This is a genomic window from Hymenobacter convexus (genome assembly GCF_030580955.1).
GTDB lineage: Bacteria > Bacteroidota > Bacteroidia > Cytophagales > Hymenobacteraceae > Hymenobacter.
In genome coordinates, this window is the sequence record NZ_JAUQON010000011.1 from 66,377 (window position 1) to 91,512 (window position 25,136).

Annotated in this window: 21 protein-coding genes; 6 read left to right on the top strand and 15 right to left on the bottom strand. The window is 60.6% G+C overall.

Annotated elements, in window-relative coordinates; all coding sequences use genetic code 11:
- Positions 1–525: 525 nt before the first annotated feature.
- The 4 genes from recG to mutY all read right to left on the bottom strand — a co-directional run bounded on the left by recG (position 526) and on the right by mutY (position 5,132).
- Positions 526–2,625, bottom strand: a complete 2,100-nt coding sequence (recG, locus tag Q4S41_RS20315) for an ATP-dependent DNA helicase RecG (RefSeq protein WP_305032966.1) — start codon at positions 2,623–2,625, stop codon at positions 526–528.
- Between the two features lie 106 nt (positions 2,626–2,731).
- Entirely contained in the window at positions 2,732–3,316 is a 585-nt protein-coding gene (gene gldD, locus Q4S41_RS20320) for a gliding motility lipoprotein GldD (RefSeq protein WP_305032967.1), read from the bottom strand.
- Positions 3,317–3,472: 156 nt separating this feature from the next.
- Positions 3,473–3,907 carry a single-stranded DNA-binding protein gene (locus Q4S41_RS20325; RefSeq protein ID WP_305032968.1) on the bottom strand — a complete coding sequence of 145 codons (435 nt, stop codon included), beginning with the start codon at positions 3,905–3,907 and terminating at the stop codon, positions 3,473–3,475.
- 142 nt (positions 3,908–4,049) lie between these two features.
- The gene (gene mutY / locus Q4S41_RS20330; RefSeq protein ID WP_305032969.1) at positions 4,050–5,132 is read right to left on the bottom strand and encodes an A/G-specific adenine glycosylase; all 1,083 of its coding nucleotides are present in this window, start codon (positions 5,130–5,132) and stop codon (positions 4,050–4,052) included.
- A 189-nt stretch (positions 5,133–5,321) separates the two neighbouring features.
- Between mutY and Q4S41_RS20335 the strand changes: the two genes are divergently transcribed.
- The 3 genes from Q4S41_RS20335 (at position 5,322) to Q4S41_RS20345 (ending at position 8,631) form a co-directional block, all read left to right on the top strand.
- Positions 5,322–5,630: an HU family DNA-binding protein gene (locus Q4S41_RS20335; RefSeq protein WP_190928317.1), complete on the top strand. Its 309-nt coding sequence runs from the start codon at positions 5,322–5,324 to the stop codon at positions 5,628–5,630.
- A gap of 124 nt (positions 5,631–5,754) precedes the next feature.
- Entirely contained in the window at positions 5,755–6,681 is a 927-nt protein-coding gene (locus Q4S41_RS20340; RefSeq protein WP_305032970.1) for a tetratricopeptide repeat protein, read from the top strand.
- Positions 6,682–7,023: 342 nt separating this feature from the next.
- Positions 7,024–8,631 (top strand): Rne/Rng family ribonuclease, encoded by a 1,608-nt coding sequence (locus tag Q4S41_RS20345; protein WP_305032971.1) that lies wholly within the window; start codon positions 7,024–7,026, stop codon positions 8,629–8,631.
- 81 nt (positions 8,632–8,712) lie between these two features.
- Here Q4S41_RS20345 and Q4S41_RS20350 read toward each other — a convergent pair whose 3' ends face one another.
- The gene (locus tag Q4S41_RS20350) at positions 8,713–9,405 is read right to left on the bottom strand and encodes a porin family protein (RefSeq protein WP_305032972.1); all 693 of its coding nucleotides are present in this window, start codon (positions 9,403–9,405) and stop codon (positions 8,713–8,715) included.
- A gap of 79 nt (positions 9,406–9,484) precedes the next feature.
- On the opposite strand from Q4S41_RS20350, the gene Q4S41_RS20355 reads away from it, so the two are divergent.
- Positions 9,485–10,516 (top strand): gliding motility protein GldB-related protein, encoded by a 1,032-nt coding sequence (locus Q4S41_RS20355; RefSeq protein WP_305032973.1) that lies wholly within the window; start codon positions 9,485–9,487, stop codon positions 10,514–10,516.
- Between the two features lie 48 nt (positions 10,517–10,564).
- Positions 10,565–11,767: a glycosyltransferase family 4 protein gene (locus Q4S41_RS20360; RefSeq protein ID WP_305032974.1), complete on the top strand. Its 1,203-nt coding sequence runs from the start codon at positions 10,565–10,567 to the stop codon at positions 11,765–11,767.
- A 112-nt stretch (positions 11,768–11,879) separates the two neighbouring features.
- On the opposite strand, the gene nth is transcribed toward Q4S41_RS20360, so the two are convergent.
- The 3 genes from nth to Q4S41_RS20375 form a co-directional block, all read right to left on the bottom strand.
- Positions 11,880–12,557 carry an endonuclease III gene (nth, locus tag Q4S41_RS20365; protein WP_305032975.1) on the bottom strand — a complete coding sequence of 226 codons (678 nt, stop codon included), beginning with the start codon at positions 12,555–12,557 and terminating at the stop codon, positions 11,880–11,882.
- A 391-nt stretch (positions 12,558–12,948) separates the two neighbouring features.
- On the bottom strand, positions 12,949–13,587 hold the full coding sequence (locus tag Q4S41_RS20370; protein ID WP_245113854.1) for an RNA polymerase sigma factor: 639 nt from the start codon (positions 13,585–13,587) through the stop codon (positions 12,949–12,951).
- A gap of 293 nt (positions 13,588–13,880) precedes the next feature.
- Entirely contained in the window at positions 13,881–14,285 is a 405-nt protein-coding gene (locus Q4S41_RS20375) for a hypothetical protein (RefSeq protein WP_305032976.1), read from the bottom strand.
- 132 nt (positions 14,286–14,417) lie between these two features.
- Here Q4S41_RS20375 and Q4S41_RS20380 point away from each other — a divergent pair, with 132 nt between their 5' ends.
- Positions 14,418–15,692 (top strand): MFS transporter, encoded by a 1,275-nt coding sequence (locus Q4S41_RS20380; RefSeq protein ID WP_305032977.1) that lies wholly within the window; start codon positions 14,418–14,420, stop codon positions 15,690–15,692.
- Positions 15,693–15,701: 9 nt separating this feature from the next.
- Here Q4S41_RS20380 and Q4S41_RS20385 read toward each other — a convergent pair whose 3' ends face one another.
- The 7 genes from Q4S41_RS20385 to Q4S41_RS20415 all read right to left on the bottom strand — a co-directional run bounded on the left by Q4S41_RS20385 (position 15,702) and on the right by Q4S41_RS20415 (position 25,052).
- Complete coding sequence (locus Q4S41_RS20385; RefSeq protein ID WP_305032978.1) at positions 15,702–16,322, bottom strand: nucleotidyltransferase family protein; 621 nt, start codon at positions 16,320–16,322, stop codon at positions 15,702–15,704.
- A gap of 95 nt (positions 16,323–16,417) precedes the next feature.
- Complete coding sequence (locus tag Q4S41_RS20390; protein WP_305032979.1) at positions 16,418–18,748, bottom strand: xanthine dehydrogenase family protein molybdopterin-binding subunit; 2,331 nt, start codon at positions 18,746–18,748, stop codon at positions 16,418–16,420.
- A gap of 137 nt (positions 18,749–18,885) precedes the next feature.
- The gene (locus tag Q4S41_RS20395; RefSeq protein WP_305032980.1) at positions 18,886–19,869 is read right to left on the bottom strand and encodes an FAD binding domain-containing protein; all 984 of its coding nucleotides are present in this window, start codon (positions 19,867–19,869) and stop codon (positions 18,886–18,888) included.
- Positions 19,870–20,003: 134 nt separating this feature from the next.
- Positions 20,004–20,642 carry a (2Fe-2S)-binding protein gene (locus Q4S41_RS20400; protein WP_305032981.1) on the bottom strand — a complete coding sequence of 213 codons (639 nt, stop codon included), beginning with the start codon at positions 20,640–20,642 and terminating at the stop codon, positions 20,004–20,006.
- Between the two features lie 166 nt (positions 20,643–20,808).
- Positions 20,809–21,861, bottom strand: a complete 1,053-nt coding sequence (locus Q4S41_RS20405) for a ComEA family DNA-binding protein (RefSeq protein WP_305032982.1) — start codon at positions 21,859–21,861, stop codon at positions 20,809–20,811.
- A gap of 138 nt (positions 21,862–21,999) precedes the next feature.
- Positions 22,000–23,418 (bottom strand): alpha/beta hydrolase family protein, encoded by a 1,419-nt coding sequence (locus Q4S41_RS20410; protein WP_305032983.1) that lies wholly within the window; start codon positions 23,416–23,418, stop codon positions 22,000–22,002.
- A gap of 239 nt (positions 23,419–23,657) precedes the next feature.
- Positions 23,658–25,052, bottom strand: coding sequence for an alpha/beta hydrolase family protein (locus Q4S41_RS20415; RefSeq protein WP_305032984.1), 1,395 nt, complete (start codon positions 25,050–25,052; stop codon positions 23,658–23,660).
- Between the last annotated feature and the right edge of the window lie 84 nt (positions 25,053–25,136).

Here is a 25,136-nt window from a genome sequence, read left to right on the forward strand (position 1 = left end):
GGTAAAAAAATGTTAGCCGAACCATAACACTATTACCCACCCCTCCGTACAGGGAACCCGTTAACTTTGCGTCAGGAAATGAAGCTCAATCGGAGCGCATCCCGCAATGCTTTTCTACCGCCGTTCAAATTTTCCGGTTGCCCATCAGCGGGTGTATAAAGTTTTGGTGTACTGTGTGAAAAACTAATTCCGCAGTATTAATTTTATCCCCGCTGTTATATATATAGTTATGAAGTCACTTTTGAAGTTCTCGCTTTTATCAGCACTTATCATCGGAGGTAGGTTCGCTAAAACGAGCGTACCCGCCACCACTGCCCAAGCCCGCACTTTCCAGGGCCGGCCCGATAGCTCCGTTGTGTTGGTGCACCAAGTGCTCACTTCCGAGCCCGTGAAGCCTGCCCAACAGCAAACCCAGCCGCAGCAGAGTGGCAGTGGCCTCATAACAGAGCTTTACTAGCCGGAACAACCCCAACGACTTCAAAAAAGTCGTTTTTTTTTGCCCCACCCGGTAAGCTCAACCCTGTTTTAACTAATCCGGCTCCAGTTCACCGCCGTAGCCGGCAGGCTCTCGATGTGGTGCCGGATGTTGGCATTCTCAGGGTGCGTGAGGTTGGGGTCTTCGGCCAGCAGAGCCTGGGCAGCCGCCCGACTTTCGCTCAGAATGCGGCCGTCCTTGGCCAAATCGGCAATGAGCAGGTCGAGCACGCCGCTTTGCTGGGTGCCCATCAGGTCGCCGGGGCCGCGCAGTTTGAGGTCGATGTCGGCAATTTCGAAGCCGTTGTTGGTTCGCACCATCGTTTCGAGGCGGGTGCGGGCGTCCTTGCTCAGCTTGAAGCCCGTCATCAGGATGCAGTAGCTCTGGTCTGCGCCGCGCCCCACGCGCCCGCGTAACTGGTGCAGTTGCGAAAGCCCAAACCGCTCCGCCGATTCTATCACCATCACTGAGGCGTTGGGCACGTTCACGCCCACCTCAATCACAGTGGTGGCCACCATAATCTGGGTTTCCCGCTTGATGAAGCGCTGCATCTCGTAGTCCTTCTCCTCGGCCTTCATGCGCCCGTGTACGATGCTGATTTGCATCTCCGGGAAGGCCCGGGCCACGCTCTCGTAGCCGTCGGTCAGGTCCTTGTAATCCATCGTTTCCGACTCCTCAATCAGCGGATACACGATGTATACCTGCCGCCCAAGCTTCACCTGGTCCCGGATAAACTCAAACACTTTCAGCCGGTTGGCGTCGAAGCGGTGCACCGTCACGATGGGTTTGCGGCCGGCCGGCAGCTCGTCAATCACGCTCACATCGAGGTCGCCGTATAAGGTCATGGCCAGCGTGCGCGGGATGGGCGTAGCCGTCATCACCAGCACGTGCGGGATGACGTGCGGGTTCTTCTGCCACAATTTGGAACGCTGCGCCACGCCAAATCGGTGCTGCTCGTCCATAATGGTCAAGCCCAGGTTGCGGAATTGCACCACGTCCTCCAGCAGCGCGTGGGTGCCCACCAGCATGTGCATGGTGCCGTTGCGCAGCTCCTCGTGCAGCACGCGCCGCTCACTGGTGCGGGTGCTGCCCGTGAGCTTGCCAATCTTAATGCCCAGCGCGTCGGCATACACCTTCAGGCCCACGTAGTGCTGGTCGGCCAGAATTTCGGTGGGGGCCATCAGGCAGCTTTGCGCGCCGTTGTCGGCCGCCATCAGCATAGAAATGAAGGCCACGATGGTCTTGCCCGAGCCCACATCGCCCTGCAGCAGCCGGTTCATCTGCTTGCCCGCGCAGAAATCCTTGTAAATGTCGTGGATAACGCGCTTTTGTGCGCCAGTCAGGTCGAAGGTGAGGTGGTTTTTGTAGAAGTCCACCAACGTGGGCACTTCTTTGAAAATCTGCCCGGCCAGCGTCACCTTGCGCTGGTCGCGCTGCCGCAGCAGCTTGAGCTGCACAAAAAACAGCTCCTCGAACTTCAGCCGGAATTTGGCCGCCGCCAGCAGCTCGGGGCTCTGCGGGAAGTGAATCTGCTGCATGGCCTGCGCCTTGGGCATCAGCCCGTAGTGCTCAATCAGGGCTGGCGACAGCGATTCCTGGATGTGCGGCAAGGCCAGCTTCAGCAGCTCGGCCACCATCCGCATAATGGCCTTGCTGTCGACGCGGTGGTAATTCTTGAGCTTCTCTGAGGTGTTGTACACCGGCTGCAGAAAGCTCTGGCCCGGCTTGTTCTCGCTCACTTCCTCCAGTTCCGGGTGCGCCATCTGCGGCCGCCCGTTGAACATCGTCGGCTTGCCAAAAACGATGTACTCCTGGTTGTTCTTAGCCACCTGTTGCACCCACTTCACGCCCTTGAACCACACCAGCTCCAACTCGCCGGTGCCGTCGCCCACCTTGGCAGTTAGGCGCTGCTTCGGTCCTTCACCCACCAGCTCCTTGCCGCGCAGCACGCCGCGCACCTGCACATAAGGCAGGTCGTCGTTCAAATCGGCAATGCGGTACACCTGCGTCCGGTCCAGGTACCGGAATGGGTAGCGCTGAATCAGGTCGCCGTAGGTAAACAGGTTCAGCTCTTTGCCCAGCAGCTGCGCCCGCTGCAGGCTGCCCACCGAGCGCAAAAACTCCAGCCGGGTATTGAAAAAGTTGCTCAAGGGAAAAATGGCTGAATGGTCAAACTGCTGTATGGTTAGATGGCGAGACACAAGTCCGTTTCCATGCCAATCAATTCAACAATTAACCAATGCAACAGTCTGGCAATTACTTATAACGAAGCGTATTCAGCATTCGCACCATGTCTGTTTTTACATATTCAATCACCGGGGCCAACGAGTCGTTAGCCGTGGCTGTGCGGAAATACAGCGCACCGCGCAGGAAGTGCTTGGTACTATCGGTGGTGTAAAACTGAAACTGGCTCGGCACTTCACCCGACAACTCAAACACCGAAGCTCGCATGCCGCTCGGCGTCTTCAAAATCCGCTCATCAATGGCTGTGGCCTTGATTTCGTGCTTGCCCGTAAGCTTGCGCGCATCCTCCATCATCTTGTTGTAGAGGCGTCGGTCCCGCTGCACGTCCATGTAGGTAATCTGCACGTTGGCGTGCAGCTTGGGGTAATATACGTTCAGCCAGTGCGGCTGCGCCATGTACGACGAATCGCGCTTTATCACCGCTTCCTTCGAATATTCGAACTCGTACGGGTGCCCACCGCCCAACAACTGGTAGCGGTGCGAGGGCAGGTCGATGCGGTTATAGCCCTTCGGCTTGGGCGTGAAATCCGGTGCCGACGAGCAGCTGGCCAGCAGCGCCAGCCCCATCAGCAACGACACGGTCGAAAAATATCTCATGCAAAAAGCGGCCCCAGCCTGAAATGGCCCGGCCTTCATAGCTTCAAAGGTAACCGGTACCGCAACGAAAAAAGCCCCGGCACAGTGCCAGGGCTCCTTGCTAATAATCGATTTGGACAGCTGCAGCCACAGGCCCGTCAGTCCAATCCCCGGGATTCAGAACGGCAGCTGGTCCAGCTCCGGCTCCTGCCGGAAGGTCTGCTGCGTTTCAGCCACAGCCGAGCTGTTGGCTTCGCCCGCGTTTCCGCCAGCGCCCTGCGGGCGGCCGCCCAGCATCGAAATCTCATCAGCGATGATTTCGGTTATATAGCGGGTCTGCTGGTCCTTGTCTTGGTACTGGCGGGTGCGCAACTTGCCTTCGATATACACCTGCTGGCCCTTTTTGAGGAATTTATCCGCCATGTCGGCCAGGCCGCGCCACGCCGATATGTTGTGCCACTCGGTGCGCTCCACGCGGTTGCCTTGCTTGTCCTTGTAATAGTCGTTGGTGGCGAGGGTAAAGTGAGCCACGCTCACACCACCTTCCAAATGGCGCACTTCGGGGTCTTTCCCCAGGTTGCCTACCAAAATCACCTTGTTCACACCGGCCATATTATTGCACGTTAGGAAATACAAAATCGAAAAAACCACCCGGCCTTTTCTTGTCTCAAAGATAAAAGCTTAAATCCAGAAAGCAAGATTTTTTGCCAATATTTTTTGCCGAAAAATCTAAAAATATTGGCAATAACAAAAATCACCTATTTTGCTCAACATAATTAGCAATCAGCACGGGCTTTGGCAGTGTTTCAATCTCGGCCAGCGAATAAGCCCGCAGCCCCAAATCGTGCAGCGTTGCTTCAGGCAACGGTTTTGCCAGAGTCATCGGGTAGAAGTGCACCTCTAGTTTCTGGTGGCTCAGTACGTGGCGGTAAGCGGCGCTGGGTTCGGCGACCTGACTAGTGTCTAAGGTAGCACCAAGCGCGTCGAGGTGGCGGCTCAACTCCGCCGCTGGCAACTCCGCCACGGTGGTTTCGGCTAAGGCAAAGTCGTAGAGGCCCTGCCAGATGTCCTTCTCGCGCCGCTCCCGCAGGTAGGTTTGCTCACCGTGGCGCAGCACGAAGTAGTGGAAGTAACGCGTCCGCGCCGCCTTCGCCTTGCTCTTCACCGGCAACAGTGCCACCTGCCCATGCTGAAACGCCCAACAGGTACTTTGCAGCGGGCAAAACAAACAGTCGGGCTTGGCCGGCGTGCACTGAATGGCCCCAAACTCCATAATGGCCTGGTTGAAATCGGCCGGTGCGGTGGCGGGAATGTGCTGGTCAGCCACCGCCTGAAACTCCTTGCGCGAGCTGGGCGCCGCGATATCCGAATGCAGCCCGAAAATACGGGCCAGCACCCGGTATACGTTGCCATCGAGCACCGCCACGGCCTCATCAAAGGCAAAGGAGGCAATAGCCGCAGCCGTATAAGGTCCGATGCCGCGCAGCTTCAGCAGCTCCGCGTAGTTATCCGGGAATTTGCCGCCGTATTCGGCTACCACCTGCTGGGCGGTGCGGTGCATGTTGCGGGCCCGGGAGTAGTAGCCCAGGCCCTGCCAGTAGCGCAGCACCTCGGCTTCGGGCGCGGCGGCCAAGTCCTGCACCGTGGGGTAGGCCGCCAGGAAGGTGTTATAGTAGGGGAGGCCCTGAGCCACACGGGTTTGCTGCAAAATCACTTCCGACAGCCAGATGGCGTACGGGTCGCGGGTGTGGCGCCAAGGCAGGTCGCGGTGGTAGCGCGGGTACCACGCCAGCAGGGCCGAGGCCAGAAAGGAAGGATGGGAGAGGGTTTTTGTCAAAATTTTGAAAGAGAATAAATTGGGCCCAGCCTTTGTTTAGGAGGGTACATTGGTAAAACCAAAAAATGGGGTTACCTTTGTGGCCCCAATTCGAGGGCGAACCGCCTGCCAGGCAAAGGCTTACGCTGGAATTCGGGATTTTTTTGCCTAAAAACGTAATTTTTTCAACCACCTAAGTACCATACCAACGTGACTAAAGCTGAGGTAATCGCCGAAATCTCCACGAAGACCGGCATCGAGAAAGCAGACGTATTGATGACTGTTGAAGCTTTCTTCAAAGTCGTGAAAGATTCAATGACGGAAGGCAACAACATTTATGTTCGCGGCTTCGGCTCGTTCGTCAACAAAAAACGCGCCCGGAAAGTGGCTCGTAACATCTCGAAAAACACTTCCCTCATCATCGAGGAGCACTACATCCCGAGCTTCAAGCCGTCGAAGACTTTCGTTGCTAAAATCAAAAACAGCAAGAAAGTGAAAGCTACGGCTGCTAAAGCTTAGTCTATCAACGATTAACTGTTAGTGGTTGTCCCGGCCATCGGCCCACAACCACTGAAGAATTGCCGGCCGCGCCGCCGGTGTCTTTCCCGCGAGGGAAAGCCCGGCGGCCGGCTTTTTTCAGCCCATGGCTACAACGTCCCGTTCCGCATCGCATCAATTGGTTGTCCTCGCTGCCGCGCTCGCGCTGGTAGGAGGGCTTTTTGTGTTGCCGAAAGGCATCATGAAGCCCAAGGAAAGCCGCTCGGAACTGAACAAGGACGCCGCCGCCACGGCCAACCGTGACGGTGGCGGTTCCAAAACCAACGGCTCCAAAACCGAGTCTTCCTCGGGACCGGTGCCGGCCACGGCTACGGACAATAATGGCCCTAACGCTGCCGCACCACACACCACCACTACTGCCCCGCAGCGTCAGGAAATAAACCGGCTGTTGCAGGAATACAACGCCGCTCCCAATGCTGCCGCCAAAGCTGCGGTGGCCACTAACCTGGCCCGCCGCTACAACAACGTGGAGCGCTTCGACAGCGCCGGTTACTACCTGGAGCAAGTAGCGCTGGCCAAGCCTTCTGCCGCCAACTGGCAGCAGGCCGCCGACGCTTATTACCAAGCCTTCAGCTTCGCGGCTACCGATGAGCGGGTGAAACTGCTCGGCGGCAAGGCGCGTGAGCTGTATGCCAAGGTGCTGAAGGAGCAACCCGGCAACCTCGACGCCAAAACCAACCTCGGCATGGCCTACATGGCCTCCGACAACCCCGTGCAGGGCGTTACCTACCTGCGCGAAGTGCTGGAAGTTGACCCCCGCAACGAGAAAGCCCTGTACAACATGGGCATTCTGGCCGTGCAAAGCAACCAGTTCGACAAGGCCGTGAAGCGTTTCCAGGATTTGGTGAAAGTCAATCCGAAAAACGTGAACGGCCAGTTTTATCTCGGCGTAACTTTGGCCCGCACCGGTGCCAAAGCCGAAGCCAAGCAGGCGTTTCTCGCCGCCAAAAGCCTCAGCAACGACCCGGCGCTGGCGGCTTCGGTGGACGAAGAAATTGCCAAATTGAAATAGCTACGACACAATCAATCACCAACTTAACCCCCAAGCATCATGCCCTGCGGTAAAAAAAGAAAGCGTCATAAGATTGCCACCCACAAGCGCAAGAAGCGCCTGCGCAAGAACCGCCACAAGAAGAAGTAAGCCTCACGGGGCGTAGCGGCGGCCGGCAGTTTTCCTAACGGGAAGGGAGCCAGCCGCCTATCTCTCACGTAGCCTCCTGGGTGTGGCCGCGTTGGGCGCTTTTCCCGTGGCTCGCGAGGGAAGCCAGAACTTATGGTTCTGGCTTCCCTTTGCCGGTTTCGGGGTAGTGCTGCGGCGGCATTGCCGGTGGGTTACTTTAACTAAATCAAGGCTTTGAGTAATGAATTAGTCATTAATTCTACTCAGGAAGGCGAGCGGATTGCGTTGTTGCAAGACAAGCGGCTGATTGAATACCATTTCGACCGCAACGACACCAATTACTCAGTAGGCGACATCTTCCTGGGCACCGTGAAAAAGGTGATGCCCGGCCTGAACGCAGCATTCGTGGACATTGGCTACGAAAAAGACGCGTTTTTGCATTACGGCGACCTTGGCGAGCAGTACAACTCGTTCACGAAGTGGGCGCGCACCGTGCAAAGCGGCCGCGCCACCACCGCCGGCCTCGAAAAATTCACGTTTGAACCCGTGCTCGACAAAGTGGGCAAGGCTGAAAACGTGTTTAAGAAGGGCCAGCAGATTGTGGTTCAGATTATTAAGGAGCCCATCTCAACGAAGGGCCCGCGCGTGAGCACCGACATTTCGATGGCCGGGCGCTACCTCGTGCTGATGCCGTTTTCGAACACCATCAGCGTAAGCAAAAAGATAGTGAGCAAAGCGGAGCGCGACCGGCTCAAGCGGCTCATTGCCAGCATCAAGCCCGACAACTTCGGTGTCATCATCCGCACCGTGGCCGAGGGCCGCGAGGTGGCCGAGCTGGACAAGGACATGCAGGATATGGTGGCGAAGTGGGAGCAACTCTACAGCACGCTGCGCACCGCCAAACCCAACGACAAGGTGCTGGGCGAGCTCGGCCGCACTTCGTCCATGCTCCGCGACATGCTGAACGAGTCCTTCGACAGTATCATGGTCGACGCACCGACGATGTACGAGGAGATGCGCGACTACATCCAAAAAATCGCGCCTGATAAGCTCGGTTTGCTGAAGCTGCACAACTCGAAAATCAAGATTTTCGAGCAAACCGGCATTGAGAAGCAGTTGAAAACGCTGTTTGGCAAGACGGTAACCGTGCCCGGCGGCGGCTACCTCGTCATCGAGCACACCGAAGCCCTGCACGTCATCGACGTGAACTCGGGCAGCAAGAGCAACCAGGAAAACGACCAGGAAGCTACCGCGCTGATGATTAACATGCTGGCGGCCAAAGAAGTGGCTCGGCAGCTGCGCCTGCGCGACATGGGCGGCATCATCGTGGTCGACTTCATCGACATGCGCTCGGCCGAAAGTCGTAAGAAGGTGGAAGACGCCGTGCGCGACGTGATGAAGCACGACAAAGCCAAATTCACGGTGCTGCCCATCACCAAGTTCGGTCTGCTGCAAATTACGCGTCAGCGCGTGCGGCCGGCTGAGAACATCGTGACCGGCGAGGTGTGCCCCACCTGCGGCGGCACGGGCAAGATTTCGGCCTCCATCCAGGTGACGGACGACATCGACAACAGCATCGACGACCTGCTGGTGAACCAGAACCAGTCGGGTATCACGCTGTCGGTGCACCCGTTCCTGTACGCTTACTACACCAAAGGCCTGATTTCGCGCCAGATGAAGTGGTACCTCAAGTACTACAAGTGGGTGAAGGTGGTGAACGACAGCAGCCTGGGCCTCACCGACTACCGCATCGAAGATGAGCGGGGTGAGGAAATCCAGCTGCGTTCGTCGGCCGCCGCCATGAGCCGTTTGCAGGACCGTGAGGTTGAAATTGTGGACTAGCGTTTGGCCTATTCGTCGTTTGCCGCAACAAGCAAAAGCCCCAGCCTCGTGAGAAGCTGGGGCTTTTTGTTGGGTTAGTATCTAGAACTTGATACCCAAATCGAGGCCAAATGAGCTATTCTTGATGGTGACGTCGGTAAAGTCGCGTTTGCTTTCGAAATAATGGTCGATGTCGACCAGGCCGCGGTGGTAACCGATGCCGGCGAAAAGCTTGGTGCTGCTGCCCAGCGCGTATTCGGCACCGGCTCCTACCAAGGCGTCGGCGTCGAAGAAGTACACGTAGTCGCCGGCTTTGTTTTCGGTGCCGGTGGCAGGGTCGGTGTAGAACTTACTGCTATTGATGCGAGTGCCGATGGGCACATTCAGCGAGCCGCCAACCTGGAAGTAGAGCCGCGTAGCCGGCGCGATTTCGTTGGTGAAAAGCTTGACGGAAAGCGGCACCTGCAGGTACTGCGTGCTCATTTTGTAAGAAGTCTGGAAGGCATTGCCTACGCCGTTGCCATTGTTATAGAAGTCAGTATAGCGCACGGTGCCGCCTTTGCCAGCCAGTTCGAGGCCGGTGCTGAAGGCGTAATTTTCACCGAAGAAGTAATCAACTACTAAGCCACCGCTGAAACCAAGCTGGCTGCCGTCGCTGGCGAAGCCATTTTTGGACGTTGATTCAGCCCGCAGGCTGGTGATGGTAGGCGAGACTTTTAGTCCGATTTCGACCTGGGCCGAAGCGGTGCCAACGGTGGCGGCGAGGACGAAGGCGGCAAGGAATATCTTTTTCATATGCACTGATACGGCTACTGCTGATGGAAACTACCGACTGCCGGTAGGTTTTGGCTAATTTTACGCCAAAGTAACGCGCGTGAATACGAATAATTTTGCCTGGCGGCGCTGGCTGCCCCTGTTTTTAGTAGGAAGCCTCGGCCTGTCTGCCTGTAAGAAGGGGCCCGCCGAAGGCTGCCGCGACGACGCTGCGGCCGATGCCCCGGCGATGTCCGTGAAGCTGAAGCGCTTGGAACAGCCCTTCTTCGCCATCAAGACGCCGGCTGATGCCCAGCAGTTTATGGGTGCAAATCCAGCCTTTGCACGGTATTATCTGCAACGCCAGCCGGCCAATGAAAAAGAGCTCGAAAGCAGCCTGGTGCAGCTGGCAACCAATGGGGCATTGCAACAGCTGGGGCGCGAAACAGCGGCGGCTTTTCCCGATAGCGCGGCCCTGCGGCACGATTTGGGCGAGGTGTTTCGGCGGGTTCATCATTATTTCCCCGATTTCCGGGTGCCTCCGGCCAACACGTACGTTAGCGGCTTTCTGGCGAAGGATATTTATGTGAACGACAGCTTGTTAGTAATGAGCCTAGACTGGTTCGTGGGGCCGAAGGCCAGCAAGCGGCCCGATTTGCCGCAGTACATGCTGCGCCGTTACACACCCGCCGGGCTGATGCCGCTGCTGGCGCACAACGTGTCGAGTAAATACAACCGCCACGAGTTAACGGCCAATACGATGCTTGACGCTATGGTGCATGAAGGCAAGGCCCTCTACTTCGCCAGCCAGATGCTTCCCTGCACCCCCGATTCGCTGCTGATGGGCTATACCAAGCGTGAAATGGTGGGCTTGGAAGCCAACGAGCCCCGCGTATGGGGCCACTTTCTGGAAAAGAACCTGCTGTATTCTACCACGCCTTTCTTACTGCAGAAGTACGTAGGCGAACGACCTAACGTGCCTGAAATCGACAAAACCTGCCCCGGCCGCGTGGGCCAGTGGGTGGGCCTGCAAATCGTGCGTAAGTACGTGGAACTGCACCCCGATGTGACCCTGGGCCGCCTGATGGCTGAGAAAAACGCCCAGCGCATTCTGAATGAGTCGCACTACCGGCCCATGCACGAATCGAAATGAAGAATGAAGACTAGCGTTTGCGCTCCTTCATAATTCTTCATTGATACCATGCACATCGCCGTTTTCAGCCAGTATCATACCAGTCCCGATTGTCCGGCTACTAGCCGACACTACACACTACTGGCGCATATTGCGAAAACGCACCGGGTGACACTCCTGACCACGCCTGCCTGGCGCAGCCAGCAACTGACACATGAGTTTCCGTGGGTACCGGCCGGGGTGGAAATCCGGGAGGCTAACATTCCATACGACAACAAAATGGGGCCGGCCCGCCGGGCCTTGTCTTTTGCGCAGTATGCCGCTTGGGCCGTACGGGAGGGGCTGAAAATTGACAAGCCGGACGTGATTTGGGGCATCAGCACGCCGCTTACGGCGGCTTGGGCGGCGGCGCAGGTGGCACGCTGGCGGCGGGTGCCGTGGGTGTTTGAAGTGCAGGACTTGTGGCCGTCGTTTCCTATTGCGATGGGGGCAGTGCCCACGGCGCTGGCCCGGCAGCAGTTTTTTCGGCTCGAAAAGCGCTTGTACCAAAGCGCTCGGCACGTGCTGCCGCTTTCGCCCGATATGACGCGCTACGTGACGGATTTAGGTATTGATGCTGGCAAGGTGACCACCGTGCTGAACGGCACCGACCTCGATTTAGCCGCCCGTGCCACGCCCGAAACCGTCGAGCATTTGCGGCAGAAACACGATTTGGCGGGCAAGCAAGTCATTCTGTATGCTGGCACCTTCGGGCGGGCCAATGATATTCCCACGCTGGTAGCGGCGGCCGAAGCCATAGCAGCTACCGAAACAAACACCGTGTGGCTGTTTCTGGGCCACGGGTTTCACGAGCCGCTGATTGCGGCGGCGGCGGAGCGCTGGCCGGGGCGCATCCAGTTGGTGGGCGGGCAGGCGCGGCACCAGGTTTTCGGCTGGTTTGCACTGGCGGCGGTATCGGTGGTGTCGTTTCTGGATTTGCCGGTGCTGGATAGTAACTCGCCCGCTAAGCTCTACGACTCGCTAGCGGTGGGCACACCGGTCGTGGTTACGAACCGGGGCTGGACCAAAGCGCTGGTGGAGCAGCACGGCTGCGGCTGGTACGTGCCCGCTGGCAATACCGAAGCCCTGACCGCTCAGCTAGGCCAAGCGCTTATGCAGCCTGAATTGCTGATGCAGGCTGGGCAAAGGGGAAAATACCTTGCTCAAAAGTCCTTCGACCGCCAGCAGTTGGCTGCTGTTGTCCAGCAGATACTGGAAAAAGCGGCCCAATGATTTTGTGCCGGCCGCAAATGGGTTTGTACGGCCTTGTACCTTTAATTGAACTTTGTGTACTAAAAACAAGAACAGAATTAGGGTAGATAGTGCTTCTCAAGCTCCGCAGCGGTTAGCTTTCTGGCAGCGGAATATAAGCCGCGGCTTTGCCAAAATGCTTTTCGAAGTAGGCGCAGCTGGGTGCCAGCGGGCAACTGATGCATTTCGGCGAGCGGGCCACGCAGATGTAGCGGCCGTGCAGAATCAGCCAGTGGTGGGCCTTTGGAATCAGTTCTTCCGGGATATGCTTCACCAAGGCTTTCTCCACGGCCAGCGGAGTAGTAGCCGTTTTGGGCACGAGCCCGAGGCGGTGTGACACCCGGAAGACGTGCGTATCCACCGCCATGGCGGGTTGATTGTAGATAACTGAAACTACCACGTTGGCCGTTTTGCGCCCCACGCCGGGCAAGCGCTGCAACTCCTCAATCTGGCTGGGCACTTCGCCATCAAAATCTTCAGTGAGCATGCGGCCCAGGCCGGCTAGGTGCTTGGCCTTGTTGTTGGGGTACGAAACGCTGCGGATGAAGGGGAAGATGTCATCGGCCGTGGCGGCGCCGAGGTGCGCGGCCGTGGGGAACTGCTCTAGTAGCGCGGGCATTACGAGGTTCACGCGTTTGTCGGTGCATTGCGCACTTAGCACTACGGCTACAATCAACTCATACGGGGTGCCGTAGGCCAGCTCGGTTTTGGGCTCCGGGAAGTTGCTGGTGAAGTAGTCGAGGAAGTATTTGAATCGGTCGGCGCGGCGCATGGGGCGAAAGTAGGTGCTCCACAAAAGTAAACGGTCATGCTGAGCGCAGCCGAAGCATCTCTACCGCAATACTATTCCTTTTGATTGGATTTAATACTGCGGTAGAGATGCTTCGGCTGCGCTCAGCATGACCGTTTTTGTATCTCAGGCGAGTTCGTCAGCTTTTTTGCTTCCGGTTCCGGCGTAGGGGCTGGAGCGGTTGCCACAGGAAATTAAACGGACTCAGGATTTGGCTAAAAAAGTACGCGAGTAGCGCAAAATGGCCTCGGAGGTGTGGGCCCGCGGCTCGCGGCGAACGCCGTCGAGGGCCCGCTGGGCCAAAAGGAGGTCGGCGCACGTGGCTGCCAGTTCCGGGTCGTGCTGCAACGCCTCCTCTACCTCGCGCTGCCTTTCAGGAGGCAATTCGTTGTACACATACTGGAGCAGTGTCGAATGGGGTAAGGTTTGAATCATAATGATGCAGGGAATTTGCGGTCATTTTCTTCCGCAGGTTAATCAGCGCATAGCGCATCCGGCCGAGGGCCGTGTTGATGCTGACGCCGGTTGCGTCGGCAATTTCCTGGAAGCTCATGTCGCCGTAGTGGCGCATCAGCAGCACCTCCTTCTGCGCGGCGGGCAACTCCTGGATTAACGCCCGAAGGCGGGTATGGGTTTCCTCACGGGCCAGGATATCGTCTGGGCCATCATCAGCGAGGGTGAGCGTGTTGGCCAGCCGGTCGTTGTCGGAGAGGCTGACGTGGGGCGTCCGCTTGCCGCGCCGGAACGAATCGATGGCCAGGTTGTGGGCAATGCGGCAAATCCAGGGGGCAAATTTGCCCTCTTCGTTGTAGCGCCCGCCTTTCAGTGTATGGATGGCCTTGATGAACGTGTCCTGCAACAGGTCCTCGGCCACGTCCTCGTCGCGCACGATGAGGAGGATGGTCGTGAACACACGACTGCGATGCCGCTCCAGCAGGATAGCGAAGGCGGATTCCTGGCCGGCCAGGTAGAGCGAGATGAGCGCGGAGTCGCTCGGTTGCAAGAGGTCCATAAAGGGCTACGGAATAAGGGAACGTAGAGCTTTAGGCCATAGTATGCAGTTACCGAGAAAAAATTTGGGGAGCGACCGGTAGTCGGGTGTTTTGCCCGCTAGAATCGTTCCAAATGTAGAGCGATGAAATGCACATCCGCAATACCCCTCAACTAAAAAATGACAAAATTCTGTAGGATAAATGGAGCAACCTTCCGCAAAACTTCATCTACGTGCTGCTAACGCATAATTGAGGAATAAAAAATCTGAAAAAAGTTTCAAAAAATAATTTTTTATTTTTCAGATAAGGCAATTCACCCCCCTAGCCATTGATAGGCAGCAGCTTCCTCGGTGAACAAAGCGGTATGGTAGCCGTGCTCGGGCTGGGTGGCGGCGCTGATGGCCGCCACGGAACTAGCCGATTGTTGCTGTTGGGCACGTAGGGGCGAGATGAGGAAGGCCAGCCGCACCGGGGCCGGGTAGCGGCCGGGCAGGAGCGGGAAGAATTCGGTGTTGACCCAGTGTGTAAGCTCGGGCGACACCAGCTCGTCGCGGCGGCGCAGGTCGAGCAGCCAGCGCCAGCAGCCAGCGGCATCGGCGGCGGCCAGGATGGCGAGGTAGCCGGCCTGTAGCTCGGGCGCGGTGATTTCGCGCTGCCAGCGGGCTACAATGGCTGGGAGGTCGGGACGCGGGGTTATTTCGAGGCCAAAGTTGGGCATGGGCCGGGCGGCGCGAGCAATAAGCGTTAGGCCTCCAAGATAGGCGAAACGCACGGCCGGACCTAGGGGGCCGAACCAACCGGGCCTACCTTTGCCGACCCACGCCGTACTGGCGCCTTTTGAAGTTGTTATATGCTGCCTTCCGCTGATTCGGCCCCGGCCCACGACCCGTACGCGGCCCTGCGGGTGCCCGATTTTCGCCGCCTGGTTTCGACCCGCACCTTGCTCACGGTGGCTACGCGTATCCAGGGACTGGTGGTGAGCTGGCAGATTTACCACCTCACCGGCGACCCACTGGCACTAGGGCTTATTGGGCTTTCGGAGGCCATTCCGAGCATTGTGGTGTCGCTCTACGCCGGCTACGTGGCTGATACGGTACGCCGCAAGCGCATTGTAGTGCTAGCGCTGGCGGTGCTAGTGCTGTGTGCGGCGGCGCTGGCGGCGCTGGCCAGCCCCTATGGCATCGGGCTGCTGGCGAAGGGCGCGCTTTACACGCTGCCGCTGTACGCGGTGATTTTTGTGAGTGGGCTGGCGCGGGGCTTTATGGGGCCGGCGCTGTTTTCGTTTATGCCGCAGCTGCTGCCCGACCGGGCGTTGCTGCCCAATGCCATTACCTGGAACAGCACCACGTACCAGGCCTCGGCGGTGCTGGGGCCGGCCGTGGGGGGCTTTCTGATTGAGCCGCTGGGCGTGGCCTGGTCCTACGCGGTGGGGCTGGGGCTGCTGGTGCTGGGCCTGGTGCAGTTTGCGCGCATTGCCGACCGGCCGCTGCCGCCCATGGAAGGCGAGCGGCTTAACCTGAAAGACAGCGTGCTGAGCGGCCTGCGTTTTATCTTCGGCAACCAGTTGGTGCTGGCAGCGCTGTCGCTGGATATGTTCGCGGTGCTCTTTGGCGGGGCGGTGGCGCTGTTGCCGGTGTTTGCGTCGGATATTCTGAAGGTAGGGGCTAAGGGATTTGGGCAACTGGAGGCGGCGCCGGCCATTGGCTCGGTGCTGATGGCCGTTTTCCTGACCTACTACCCGCTGAAGCGCCGGGCCGGGTGGAAGCTGCTGGGGGCGGTGGCGGGCTTCGGGCTGGCTACGATTTGCTTCGCGCTGTCGACCAACTTCTGGCTGTCGCTGTTCCTGCTGTTCCTCACGGGCGTGTTCGATTCGGTGTCGGTGATTGTGCGCTCCACGCTCATCCACGTGTATACGCCGGAATACATGAAGGGCCGCGTATCAGCGGTGAACAACATTTTCATCGGTTCCAGCAACGAGATTGGAGCTTTCGAGAGTGGCACGGCGGCGCGGCTGCTGGGCACGGTACGCTCGGTAGTGTTTGGCGGGCTGATGACGCTGCTGGTGGTGGCCATCACCACCTGGCGGGCCGACAAGCTGCGCAAGCTGGAGTCGGGCACGAAGTAGAACGTGCTTTTAGCTATTAATTAACAGGGCCGCGTATTGCTCCGGCGTGTCTACATCGAGCAAGCCGGCCGGGAAATCAACGCGCTCCACGGCTGCGCAATAGCCGGCAATGAGCCGTCCGGCGCCGGCCTGCCCTTGCAGCATGAGCAACTCTGGAAACACGGTTTCGGCAAAAACGGCGGGTACGCCCAGCGTGTCGCCATACGCCGCGGCCACAATGGGCGCCTGCGTTTGCTGCTGCCGTTGTATCAGTTGCTGAAGCAACTCCGGTGTCACGTGCGGCTGGTCGCTCAGCATAACGAGCACGGCGCGGGGCTGCGCGGCCTGCACCGCCAGCAGACCCGCGCGAATGGAGGAGGCCATGCCGGTTTCCCAGTCCGGATTGTGAATGGTCTGAATGGGCAAGCCCGTTACTTCAGATGTTAAGGCTTCATTCAAAGCACCTGTGACCAGCACGATGGGCGCGCAGCCGCTGGCTACGGCTGTTTCGGCGGCGTGGCGGAGCAGGGTGCGGCCGCGGTAGGGCAGAAGCTGCTTGGGCTGGCCCATGCGGGTGGAAGCGCCGGCGGCCAGGAGGAGCAGGGCGGTGGAGGCGGAGGCAGCGTTTTGCATCGGGTTTGGAGCTGTCATCCTGAGCGCAGCGAAGGACCTTATCACGTTAGAACTAACTGCTCGAGCGTGATAAGGTCCTTCGCTGCGCTCAGGATGACAGGCGATTTCAATACTTACACTGACTTCGTGCCCAGAATCTTATCCGGCGTAATCGGCAAATCGCGCACGCGCTTGCCGGTGGCGTGGAACACGGCGTTGGCCACGGCGGCTGATACGCCCACCATCGAGATTTCGCCAATGCCTTTCACGCCCATGGCGTTGATGTAGGGGTCGTGCTCGTCGATGAACTCCACGGTCATTTCCGGGATGTCGGCGTTGACGGGAATGTGGTAGTCACCAAGGTCGGCGTTGGTGTAGCGGGCGTAGTGCGGGTCGCGAGCGGTGGCCTCCATCAAGGCCGCGCCGATGCCGAAGATGCTGCCGCCGATAATCTGGCTGCGGGCCGTTTTGGCGTTGAGAATGCGGCCCGCGCCGTGCACGCTCACCCAGCGCGTGACGCGCACGGTGCCCAAATCGGGGTCGACCTGCACCTCGCAGAAGTGCGCGCCGAAGGAGTGCATCGAGTGCTTACCGGCTTCGTCCTTATGGGCGTCGCTGGCGCTGGCGGCCGACTGCCCGGCCTCGTAGCCGGAGCCGTACTTCCCCTGCCCGCTGCCCTCGATGTCGTCGATACCGGCGCGCTTCATCAGAGCCTTGAAATCTTCGCCCTTTGAGGCATCCTTTTTCAACTGCAGCCGGCCGTTTTCCATGGCTACGTCTTCGGCTTTGGCCTGGAAAAGCGGCGATTTCGGGTCCTTGATGGCCATTTTGGTGAGGCGCTCCCACACGTCCTGCGCCGCCATGTATACCGACGACGACACCGTGCCGGCCGCCACCGAGCCGCCCGAGTTGGGCGCCGTGGGCAGCTTGGTATCGCCCAGCTCGAAGCGGATTTTGTCGGGCGCGAGGCCCAGCGAGTCGGCGGCTACCTGCGTCATCACGGTGTAGGTGCCGGTGCCGAGGTCGGTGGCGCCGGCCTGCACCACGGCGTGGCCGTCGGCGTAGAGGCGCACGCGGGCGGTGCCCTGCGAGTTGTGTACCGGGTAGCTGGCCGTGGCCATGCCGTAGCCCACCAGCAGGCGGCCGTTTTTGGTCACGCCGGCTTTGGGGTTGCGCTTGCTCCAGCCGAAGAGCTCAGCGCCGCGGGCGTAGCACTGGCGCAGGCTTTTGCTGCTCCAGGGCTGGCCGGTGCTTGGGTCTTTCTCGGCGTAGTTGCGGAGGCGAATTTCGATGGGGTCGATGCCCAATTGGTAGGCCAAATCATCCATCGATGACTCGATGGCGAACGAGCCGGGCGCCTCGCCGGGGGCGCGGGTGAAGGTCGACGTCATCACATTGGCCCGACCCAATTCGTAGTGCGACTCGAACGTGGGGCAGTCGTACAGTAGGTTGATAATCTTGCTGTTCGATTCCGCGTAGTTGTCCCAGGGCGAGGTGGTGGAGGTTTTCTCGTGGATGAGGGCCAGCAGCTTGCCTTCCTTGCTCGCGCCCAACGTGAGGGTTTGGGTCTGGTCTTCGCGGTGGCCCATGCTCGTGAACTGCTGCGGGCGGGTGAGCACCAGTTTCACCGGCCGGCCCACGGCCTTGGCGGCCTGCACCGTGAGCACGGTGTGCGGCCAGCACGAGCCCTTGCATCCGAAGCCCCCGCCGATGAACTTGGTGATGACGCGCACCTGGTCCTGCGGTAGGCCCAGATAGGCCGACAACGACTTTTGGGTGCGCGTCACGCCCTGGGTCGATTCGTACACCGTCACGCGGTCGGGCGCTTCCCAAATGGCAGTGGTGGCGCCGGGCTCCATCGGGTTGTGATGGTTGATGGCGTGGGTGTACACGGCCGTCATCTTGATGGGGGCGCTGGCCAGGGCGGCGCGGGCGTCGCCGCGCCGGGTGTAGCCGTCGGCTTTGCCGTCCTGAATTTTCTCGGGGTTGAAGAGTTGGGCGCGCTTGTCGGTGTAGGCCGCAATGGGCGCCTCGGCGGCGTAGTTCACGCGCACCAGCGCGGCGGCCTGAGTGGCGCGTTCGAAGGTGTCGGCCACGATGAGGGCCACCGGCTGACCGGCGTAATGGATAATGTCCGACGTCATTGGCAGAAAGCCCATGGGTGCGCCGATGGCCTTTTTGCCCTCGGGGTCGTTGGGCGTTTTGGCCAGCTTGGGCAGGTTGAGGTGCGTAAGAATCTGCAATACCCCGGGCTCTTTCAGGGCCAAGCTGGTGTCGATGCTTTGCACCCTTCCTTTAGCAATGGCGCTGGTTTTGAGCACGCCGTACACGAGGCCCGGCAGCGGGTATTCGGCCGAGTATTTGGCTTTGCCCATCACCTTGTCGCGGCCGTCTACACGGTTCAGCGGCTTGCCGACGACGCCCGGCTTGGGTGAAGTTTCGAAAAAAGCGGGTTCGTTTTCCATGACCGTTTGGGTTGGTTGGGACGACCCGTCAGGCCGTCATGCAGAGCGCAGCGAAGCATCTCGCTCGGGGTGGTAACTCTAATCAATTGGATTAGCAATGCACGCGAGATGCTTCGCTGCGCTCTGCATGACGTTCTTTAAGCCGCCGACAATTCCAGCAGTGCCCGCACCAGCGTATTCTGGGCCAGCTCCACTTTGAAGCGGTTTTGCTCGCGGGGCTGGGCGTCGCGCACGGCGGCGGCGGCAGCGGCCCGGAAGGTGGCTTCCGTGGCCGGCGCGCCGGTCAGGATTTTCTCGGCGGCTACCGAGCGCCAGGGCTTGGTGCCCACGCCGCCCAGCGCCACCCGCGCCGAGCGAATCTGCCCGCCCTGCACATCGAGGCCCACGGCGGCCGAGGCCAGCGCGAAAGCGTACGAGGCCCGGTCACGCACTTTCAAATACATTGACTTGCGGGCATGAGCCGCCGCCGGTACCGTCACCGATACGATGAGCTCGCCGGGCTCCAGCACGGTTTCGCGCTGGGGCGTGGTGCCGGGCACCACGTGGAAATCGACCAGCGGCACGCGGCGCTGCTTGCCTTTGGCGTTTTCCAGCAGCAGCACGGCGTCGAGGGCCGCCAGAGCCACGCCGAGGTCGCCGGGGTGGGTGGCGATGCACGATTTGCTGCCGCCCAGAATGGCCAGGCCACGGTTTTCGCCCTCCTGCGCCGGGCAGCCCGAGCCGGGCTGCCGCTTGTTGCACGGAAACGCCACGTCGCGGAAGTAGCCGCAGCGGGTGCGTTGCAGCAGGTTGCCGCCGATGCTGGCCATGTTGCGCAGCTGCGGCGAGGCGGCTTGCAGCAGCGCCTGCGAAATCATGGGGTAGTTCTGCAGCACCAGCGGGTGCTCGCCCACGTCGCTCATGCGCTCCAGCGCGCCAATGCGCAGGCCGTCAGCGGTTTGCTCAATGCCTTTGAAGGGCACCATATTGATGTCGACCAGCTCGCTGTGGTTTTCCACGTTGAGCTTCATCAAATCGAGCACCGTGGTGCCGCCTGCGATGAAAGCCGCACCTTTCGTGCCGGTCACGGCGGCCGTGGCGTCTTTGGCCGTGGTGGTGGAGAGGTAGGAGAAGTTGTTCATTGGTTGGTTCCGAAAGAGGAGAAGAACGTCATGCTGAGCGCAGTCGAAGCATCTCTACCGCTGTGGTAATTATTTACTTCCCCGGTAGAGATGCTTCGACTGCGCTCAGCATGACGTTCCGGCGTGAGGTACTGCTATCCTTTAAACCCGCTCTTTTCCACCTCGCGAATAGCGGCTACGATATTGGGGTAGGCGCCGCAGCGGCAGAGGTTACCGCTCATCCACTCGCGCACGTCGCCGTCGGTTTTGGCGTGGCCTTCCTTCAGGCAGGCCACGCCCGACATGAGCTGGCCCGGCGTGCAGTAGCCGCACTGAAAGCCGTCGTGGTCGAGAAAAGCCTGTTGGAGCGGGTGGAGGTCTTCGCCCTTGGCCAGGCCTTCCACGGTGGTGATTTCCTTACCCTGCGCCATCACGGCCAGGGTGAGGCAGCTGTTCACGCGGCGGCCGTCCACCAGCACGGTGCAGGCGCCGCACTGGCCGTGGTCGCAGCCTTTTTTCGAGCCGGTGAGGTCGAGCTTTTCGCGCAGCGCGTCGAGCAAACTCACCCGCGGCTCGGCCTTGATGGTGCGCAGGGTGCCGTTCACCTTGAGGCGCATTTCGGTCACGCCTTCCACCTTTTTGGCCATGGCGGTGAGGCGTTCGGCCTGGCCCACCAGCGGCGGCGCCAGGGCCAGCCCCAGCAGCCCCGAGGCTTGCTTGATGAAGGTGCGGCGGCCGTCATTGGGCTCCAGGCCGTCGGGGCCGGTGGAGGAGGGGAGGAAATCGTCAGTCATAGCGCGAGGAAATTAGCCGGGCTAGTAATACTGAATTTGCCCCCTAATTGTTGGCGAAGAGCCCTGGCTTATTTGCCGGATAAAGAGCGGTTTGAATAGTGAACTATGGCCAGAGTCCGATATTCAGGCCGCGTCCCGGGTGCCTGTTTTGCGCGGGTTGCTTTGGCTATTCGCAGCGCACGTAAGGCCGCATCTTCTCCCAGTCGCCGGGTTTGAGGGTGGGCATCTGCTTCAAATCTTCCACCGATTTGAAGGGTCCGTGTTGCTGGCGGTAGGCCACAATGAGCCGCGCCCGCGGCTTGCCGATGTAGGGTTGCAGATACAGCTCGTCGAAGCTGGCCGTGTTCACATTCACCGTTTTGGGGGCGAAACCTAGGGCCACAAACGTGTATTTCTTGAGACTGTCGCGCAGGTCGGGGGCGTCGCGCAGCACAAATACCTCGTCCAGCTGGTCTTCGCGCACGTAGCCGCCCAGCTGGTTGCGGTATTTCACCACCCACCTGGCCCGGCCCGCGCCAACGCCCCGAATCTGCATCAGCTGCGTGGTATCGGCGGTGTTGAGGTCGAAGGGCTGGAGGTTGCGGGGTTTGCGTGGAAATTTTGAGGCGGTGGCATCGCCGGCGGCGAAGGGCGGGAACTTGCCATCGGTCCCGGGCGGGTTAGCGGCGTAGTCGCGCTTAGGCGCCTCCTCAGGCAGCTGCATAAACGGCGCCAGCCGCTGGTACACCGAGTCTTCCAGCCCGTACATTTTCTTCACCTGCGCCTTGGCCTTGAAGCCGCCCGCCGCTTGGCAGTATTTCACCATTCGGGCCGCCACGAAGTGCGGAACCCCGCGCGCTTCCCAGCCTTCGGCCGACAAAGCATTGGGGTCGAAGGGGCTGAGGCGCACCTGGGGCACGGCCGGGTAGCGCGGGCCGCGGCGCTCGTATTTTCGGTACTCACGCTTCGGAAAGCGCGAGGCAAACCCCTGTTCCACAGTACGGTGCTCCTTGAGCTGCGCCGCCAGCTCATCGACGCCCTTCTGGTCGGCGGCGGGCAGGTAGGTGGGCAGCTCCGGCCGCAGCAGGATGGGCGCCACAATGGTGAGCAGCATGATGACCAGCAGACCCGCCAGGCCCCGCGCCTCGCCGCGCGAGTAGCCAAAGGAGCGCCGCACCCAGCGCATCGGGGCCGAGTTTTCCCAGGACCACCGGGGCCGGGACGGGGGAGGAGGTGCCATACGCGGGCGGGACCGGCCAGCGGCCCAAGCAAGTAGGTAGAAGGAGGACAGAACGCCAGCGCGTTAGGCCAGCTGCTGCGCAATGATAGGAATAAATCTATCAGTTTGGCTACCTCTGCCTGGTGCCCGGCCCCGCGCCTAGCTGCGCGTGCGGGCGGTGCTGGGCGTGCGGCTGGCCTTGCGGGAGGGCCTGGGGCGCTTCACCGTGACGGGCAGCGGGCCGCCGGGCAGCTTGGTTTCCTGGGCTATCCAGGTGTGCACGAGCTTTAGTGCCTCGGGCGAGAAAACGGCCTGCGGGGCCGCATTCACCAACGGCCACTGAGCCGGCGGGGCCTGAAACAGGTGGTTGACGCCGGTGAGCTTGTAGGAGGTAGCCGTGCGATTGGCGTGGCGCAGGGCCTTGTAGAGCGGCGTCATGTTTCGCCGGGCCGATACCTGCAAATCGGCTGTGCCATTTAGCAGCAACACCGAGCACTGCACCTTGTCGAGCTTGGCCTGCGGGTCGAAATCGAAGAAGTAGCGGGCCCAGGGCGAAGTGAGCTGCACGGCGCGGGCGCGGGCCATACTGCCGTCGAGGCCCATGTTGGCGCCGGCCAGCAGCGAGGCCACCTTGGTGCGGGCCGCGGCATTATCGGGCGTCTGACGAATGATGTTAACCGTGCGCTGGTACACGTCCTGCGCGGCCTTCACCTGGGCCGGGTCGGCCCCGATGAGGCGCATGATTTCGCCCTGCTGGCGCAGCAGCACGTCGTAGCCCGTTTGCCCGTAGCCTGCCAACGACACCACAAACGCCGGCGCCCGGCCGGCCCCGGCCGCGGCCAGCAGGGCCACGTTGGCCCCTTCGCCGTGGCCCAGCAGCCCCACGCGGTGCGCCGACACCAGCGGACTGGTGCGCAGGTACGCCAGCGCCGCCTGGGCATCGGTCACCAGGTCGGCGGTGGTGGCGTTGGCGTAGGTGCCGCCCGATTTGCCCACGCCCCGGTCATCGAAGCGCAGCACGGCCACGCCGTGGCGGGTGAGGTAATCGGCCAATTGGCCAAACATGCGGTAGCCGGGCACTTCCACCTCTCGGCTCTGCGGGCCCGAATCGGACAGCAGCACCACGGCCGCAAACGGGCCCTCGCCGGCGGGCACCGTGAGGGTGCCGGCCAGCCGCTGCCGGGTGGCGGGGTTGGTGAAGGCGACGTCGCTCAGGCGGTAGGGCGGTGTGGCTTTGAACTTGGTAGCGGCCTGCGTCGAAGCGATGGCGCGCTTGAGCACCATCGGGGCGGTCACGCCGGGCTGCTTCCAGGTACCGCTGAGGGTGGCCCCGTCGTCCTGAATTTTGCCCACGAAGCTGCTGCCCGCCTGTTCGATGCGCAGCGTCAGGTTGTCGTCTTTCACTTCCACCTCCACCGGCATGCGGCTGATGCGCTGCTGCGGCGCGTCGAGGGCGGCGTAGTAGGTGCCGTTGGTGAGCGGCACAATGGTGATGACGATGGTGATTTCGCCGCCCAGCAGCTTCAAGGGCCCCCGCCACTGGCCATTGAGCGGCGCCGGCGCCAGCGGGGCAGCCAAGGCAACGGAGAATTGGATAATCGAAGCCAGAAAAAATAATGCGACTTGTATAAATCTTGTCATGGAATAAGGCAATAAAACGAGTGTTTGGTAGCTTATTGAGGCAAAGTTATGCTGAAAAGTACAACAAAGCTTTTTCCGGCAATTCAATACCCGGCTTTGAAATGCGCAATTGTGAAATAAAAAAGGCCGCTTCATTGGAGCGGCCTTACATGCTAAATACGGGCTGCAGCCTTTGGCTATTTGCGGGTGTGCTGCCCTATCCAGTCGCCAATAAGCTGGAGCGCTGCCGGCGAAAACGTCTCTTCGATAGTGGCGTATTCTTCCACCGCGCCGGTGGTGGCGGTTTGGAAAAGGTGGTTGAGGCCGGGCAGCTCCTTCGTGGTCACGTCGCGGTTGTGGCCCGCCTTCAGGCCGGCGGCGGTGGCGGACAGGTTGAGGACGGCGGGCACCTGCACATCCTTGCTGCCGCCCAGGGCCAGCACCGGGCAGTGCACCTTAGGCAGGGTGGCAGCGGGGCGGTCGGCCAGCAGGTCGCGGTAAAACGGTGAGGTGTAGGTGGCCAGCACCGGCTCCAGTTGCGCCTGCGCCTGGGCGTCGGCGGTGGGGTTCAGCACGGCGGTGAGCTGGGCCTGGGCCGCCGCGTTATCGCTGGTCTTTTGAATGATGTTGAAAATGCTGCGCTGGCGTTTTTCAATCTCGGCCAGCTGGGCGGGCGTGGCGTGTTGCACGCGGCTAATTGCCAGAAACTGCTGCACCATCATCTCATCGCCGGCCAAGCCCGGTGCGGCCAGCAGCACCAGGAAATCGGGCCCGCCGGGCAGCGCCGCGGCGCCAATGGCTGCCGTACCGCCCTGGCTGTGGCCGGCCAGCCCCACGTGGTTTTTCTGAATGCCCGGCTGGGCGCGCAGCCAGGCCAGCGCCGCCTGCGCGTCGGTGGTGTAGTCGGCCGAGGTCATTCCCTGTTGCGTGCCACCGCTCTGGCCCACGCCCCGGTCGTCGAAGCGCAGCACGGCGATGCCGTGGCGGCTGAGGTAGTCGGCCAGCACCGCAAACGGCTGGTGGCCAAAAGCTGATTCGTTGCGGTCTTCCGGCCCCGAGCCGGTGAGCAGCGCCACCGCCGGAAACGGGCCTTTGCCGGCGGGCACGGTGTAGGTGCCGCCCAGCGCAACGCCCGCTTTTTCGTTGCGGAACGTGATGTCCGTCGCTTGGTAGGGGAAAGGCGCTTTCGGCGTTTGGGGGCGGACGGGGGCCGCTTTGGCCGTGCCGCTGGCATGCGACAGCGTGAGCGGGAAGGTGCGCGGCCCCTGCTGCCATTCGCCCACGAGCTGCTGGCCATCGGCCGAGCGGCGACCCACGAAACGGGCCGCGGGCTGGGACAGGCGCAGGTACACGCTGTCGCCGGGTGCCGTGAACTGCAGGGGCAGGCCCTTCGCGTTCTGGGCCGGAATGTCGAGCGTGGCCGTGCGCGGCCCGGCGGCCGGGTCGGTGAGGTGGATGGTGAAGTCGATGGGGCCAACGGCGCCGGTCCAGTCGCCGCTCAGGCTGGGGCGGGCCGTTTGGGCGCAGGCGCTGGTGAGGCTGAGCAGCGCGGCAGCGGCCGTGCCGAGGAGAAGGCGGGTAAAGGTGGGCATGGAAAAGAGGAAGTTAAATAACGCTGCAATGGTACGAAGATAATTAGACAAATTTCTAAATAATGAAAAAATAAGTTCAAAAAC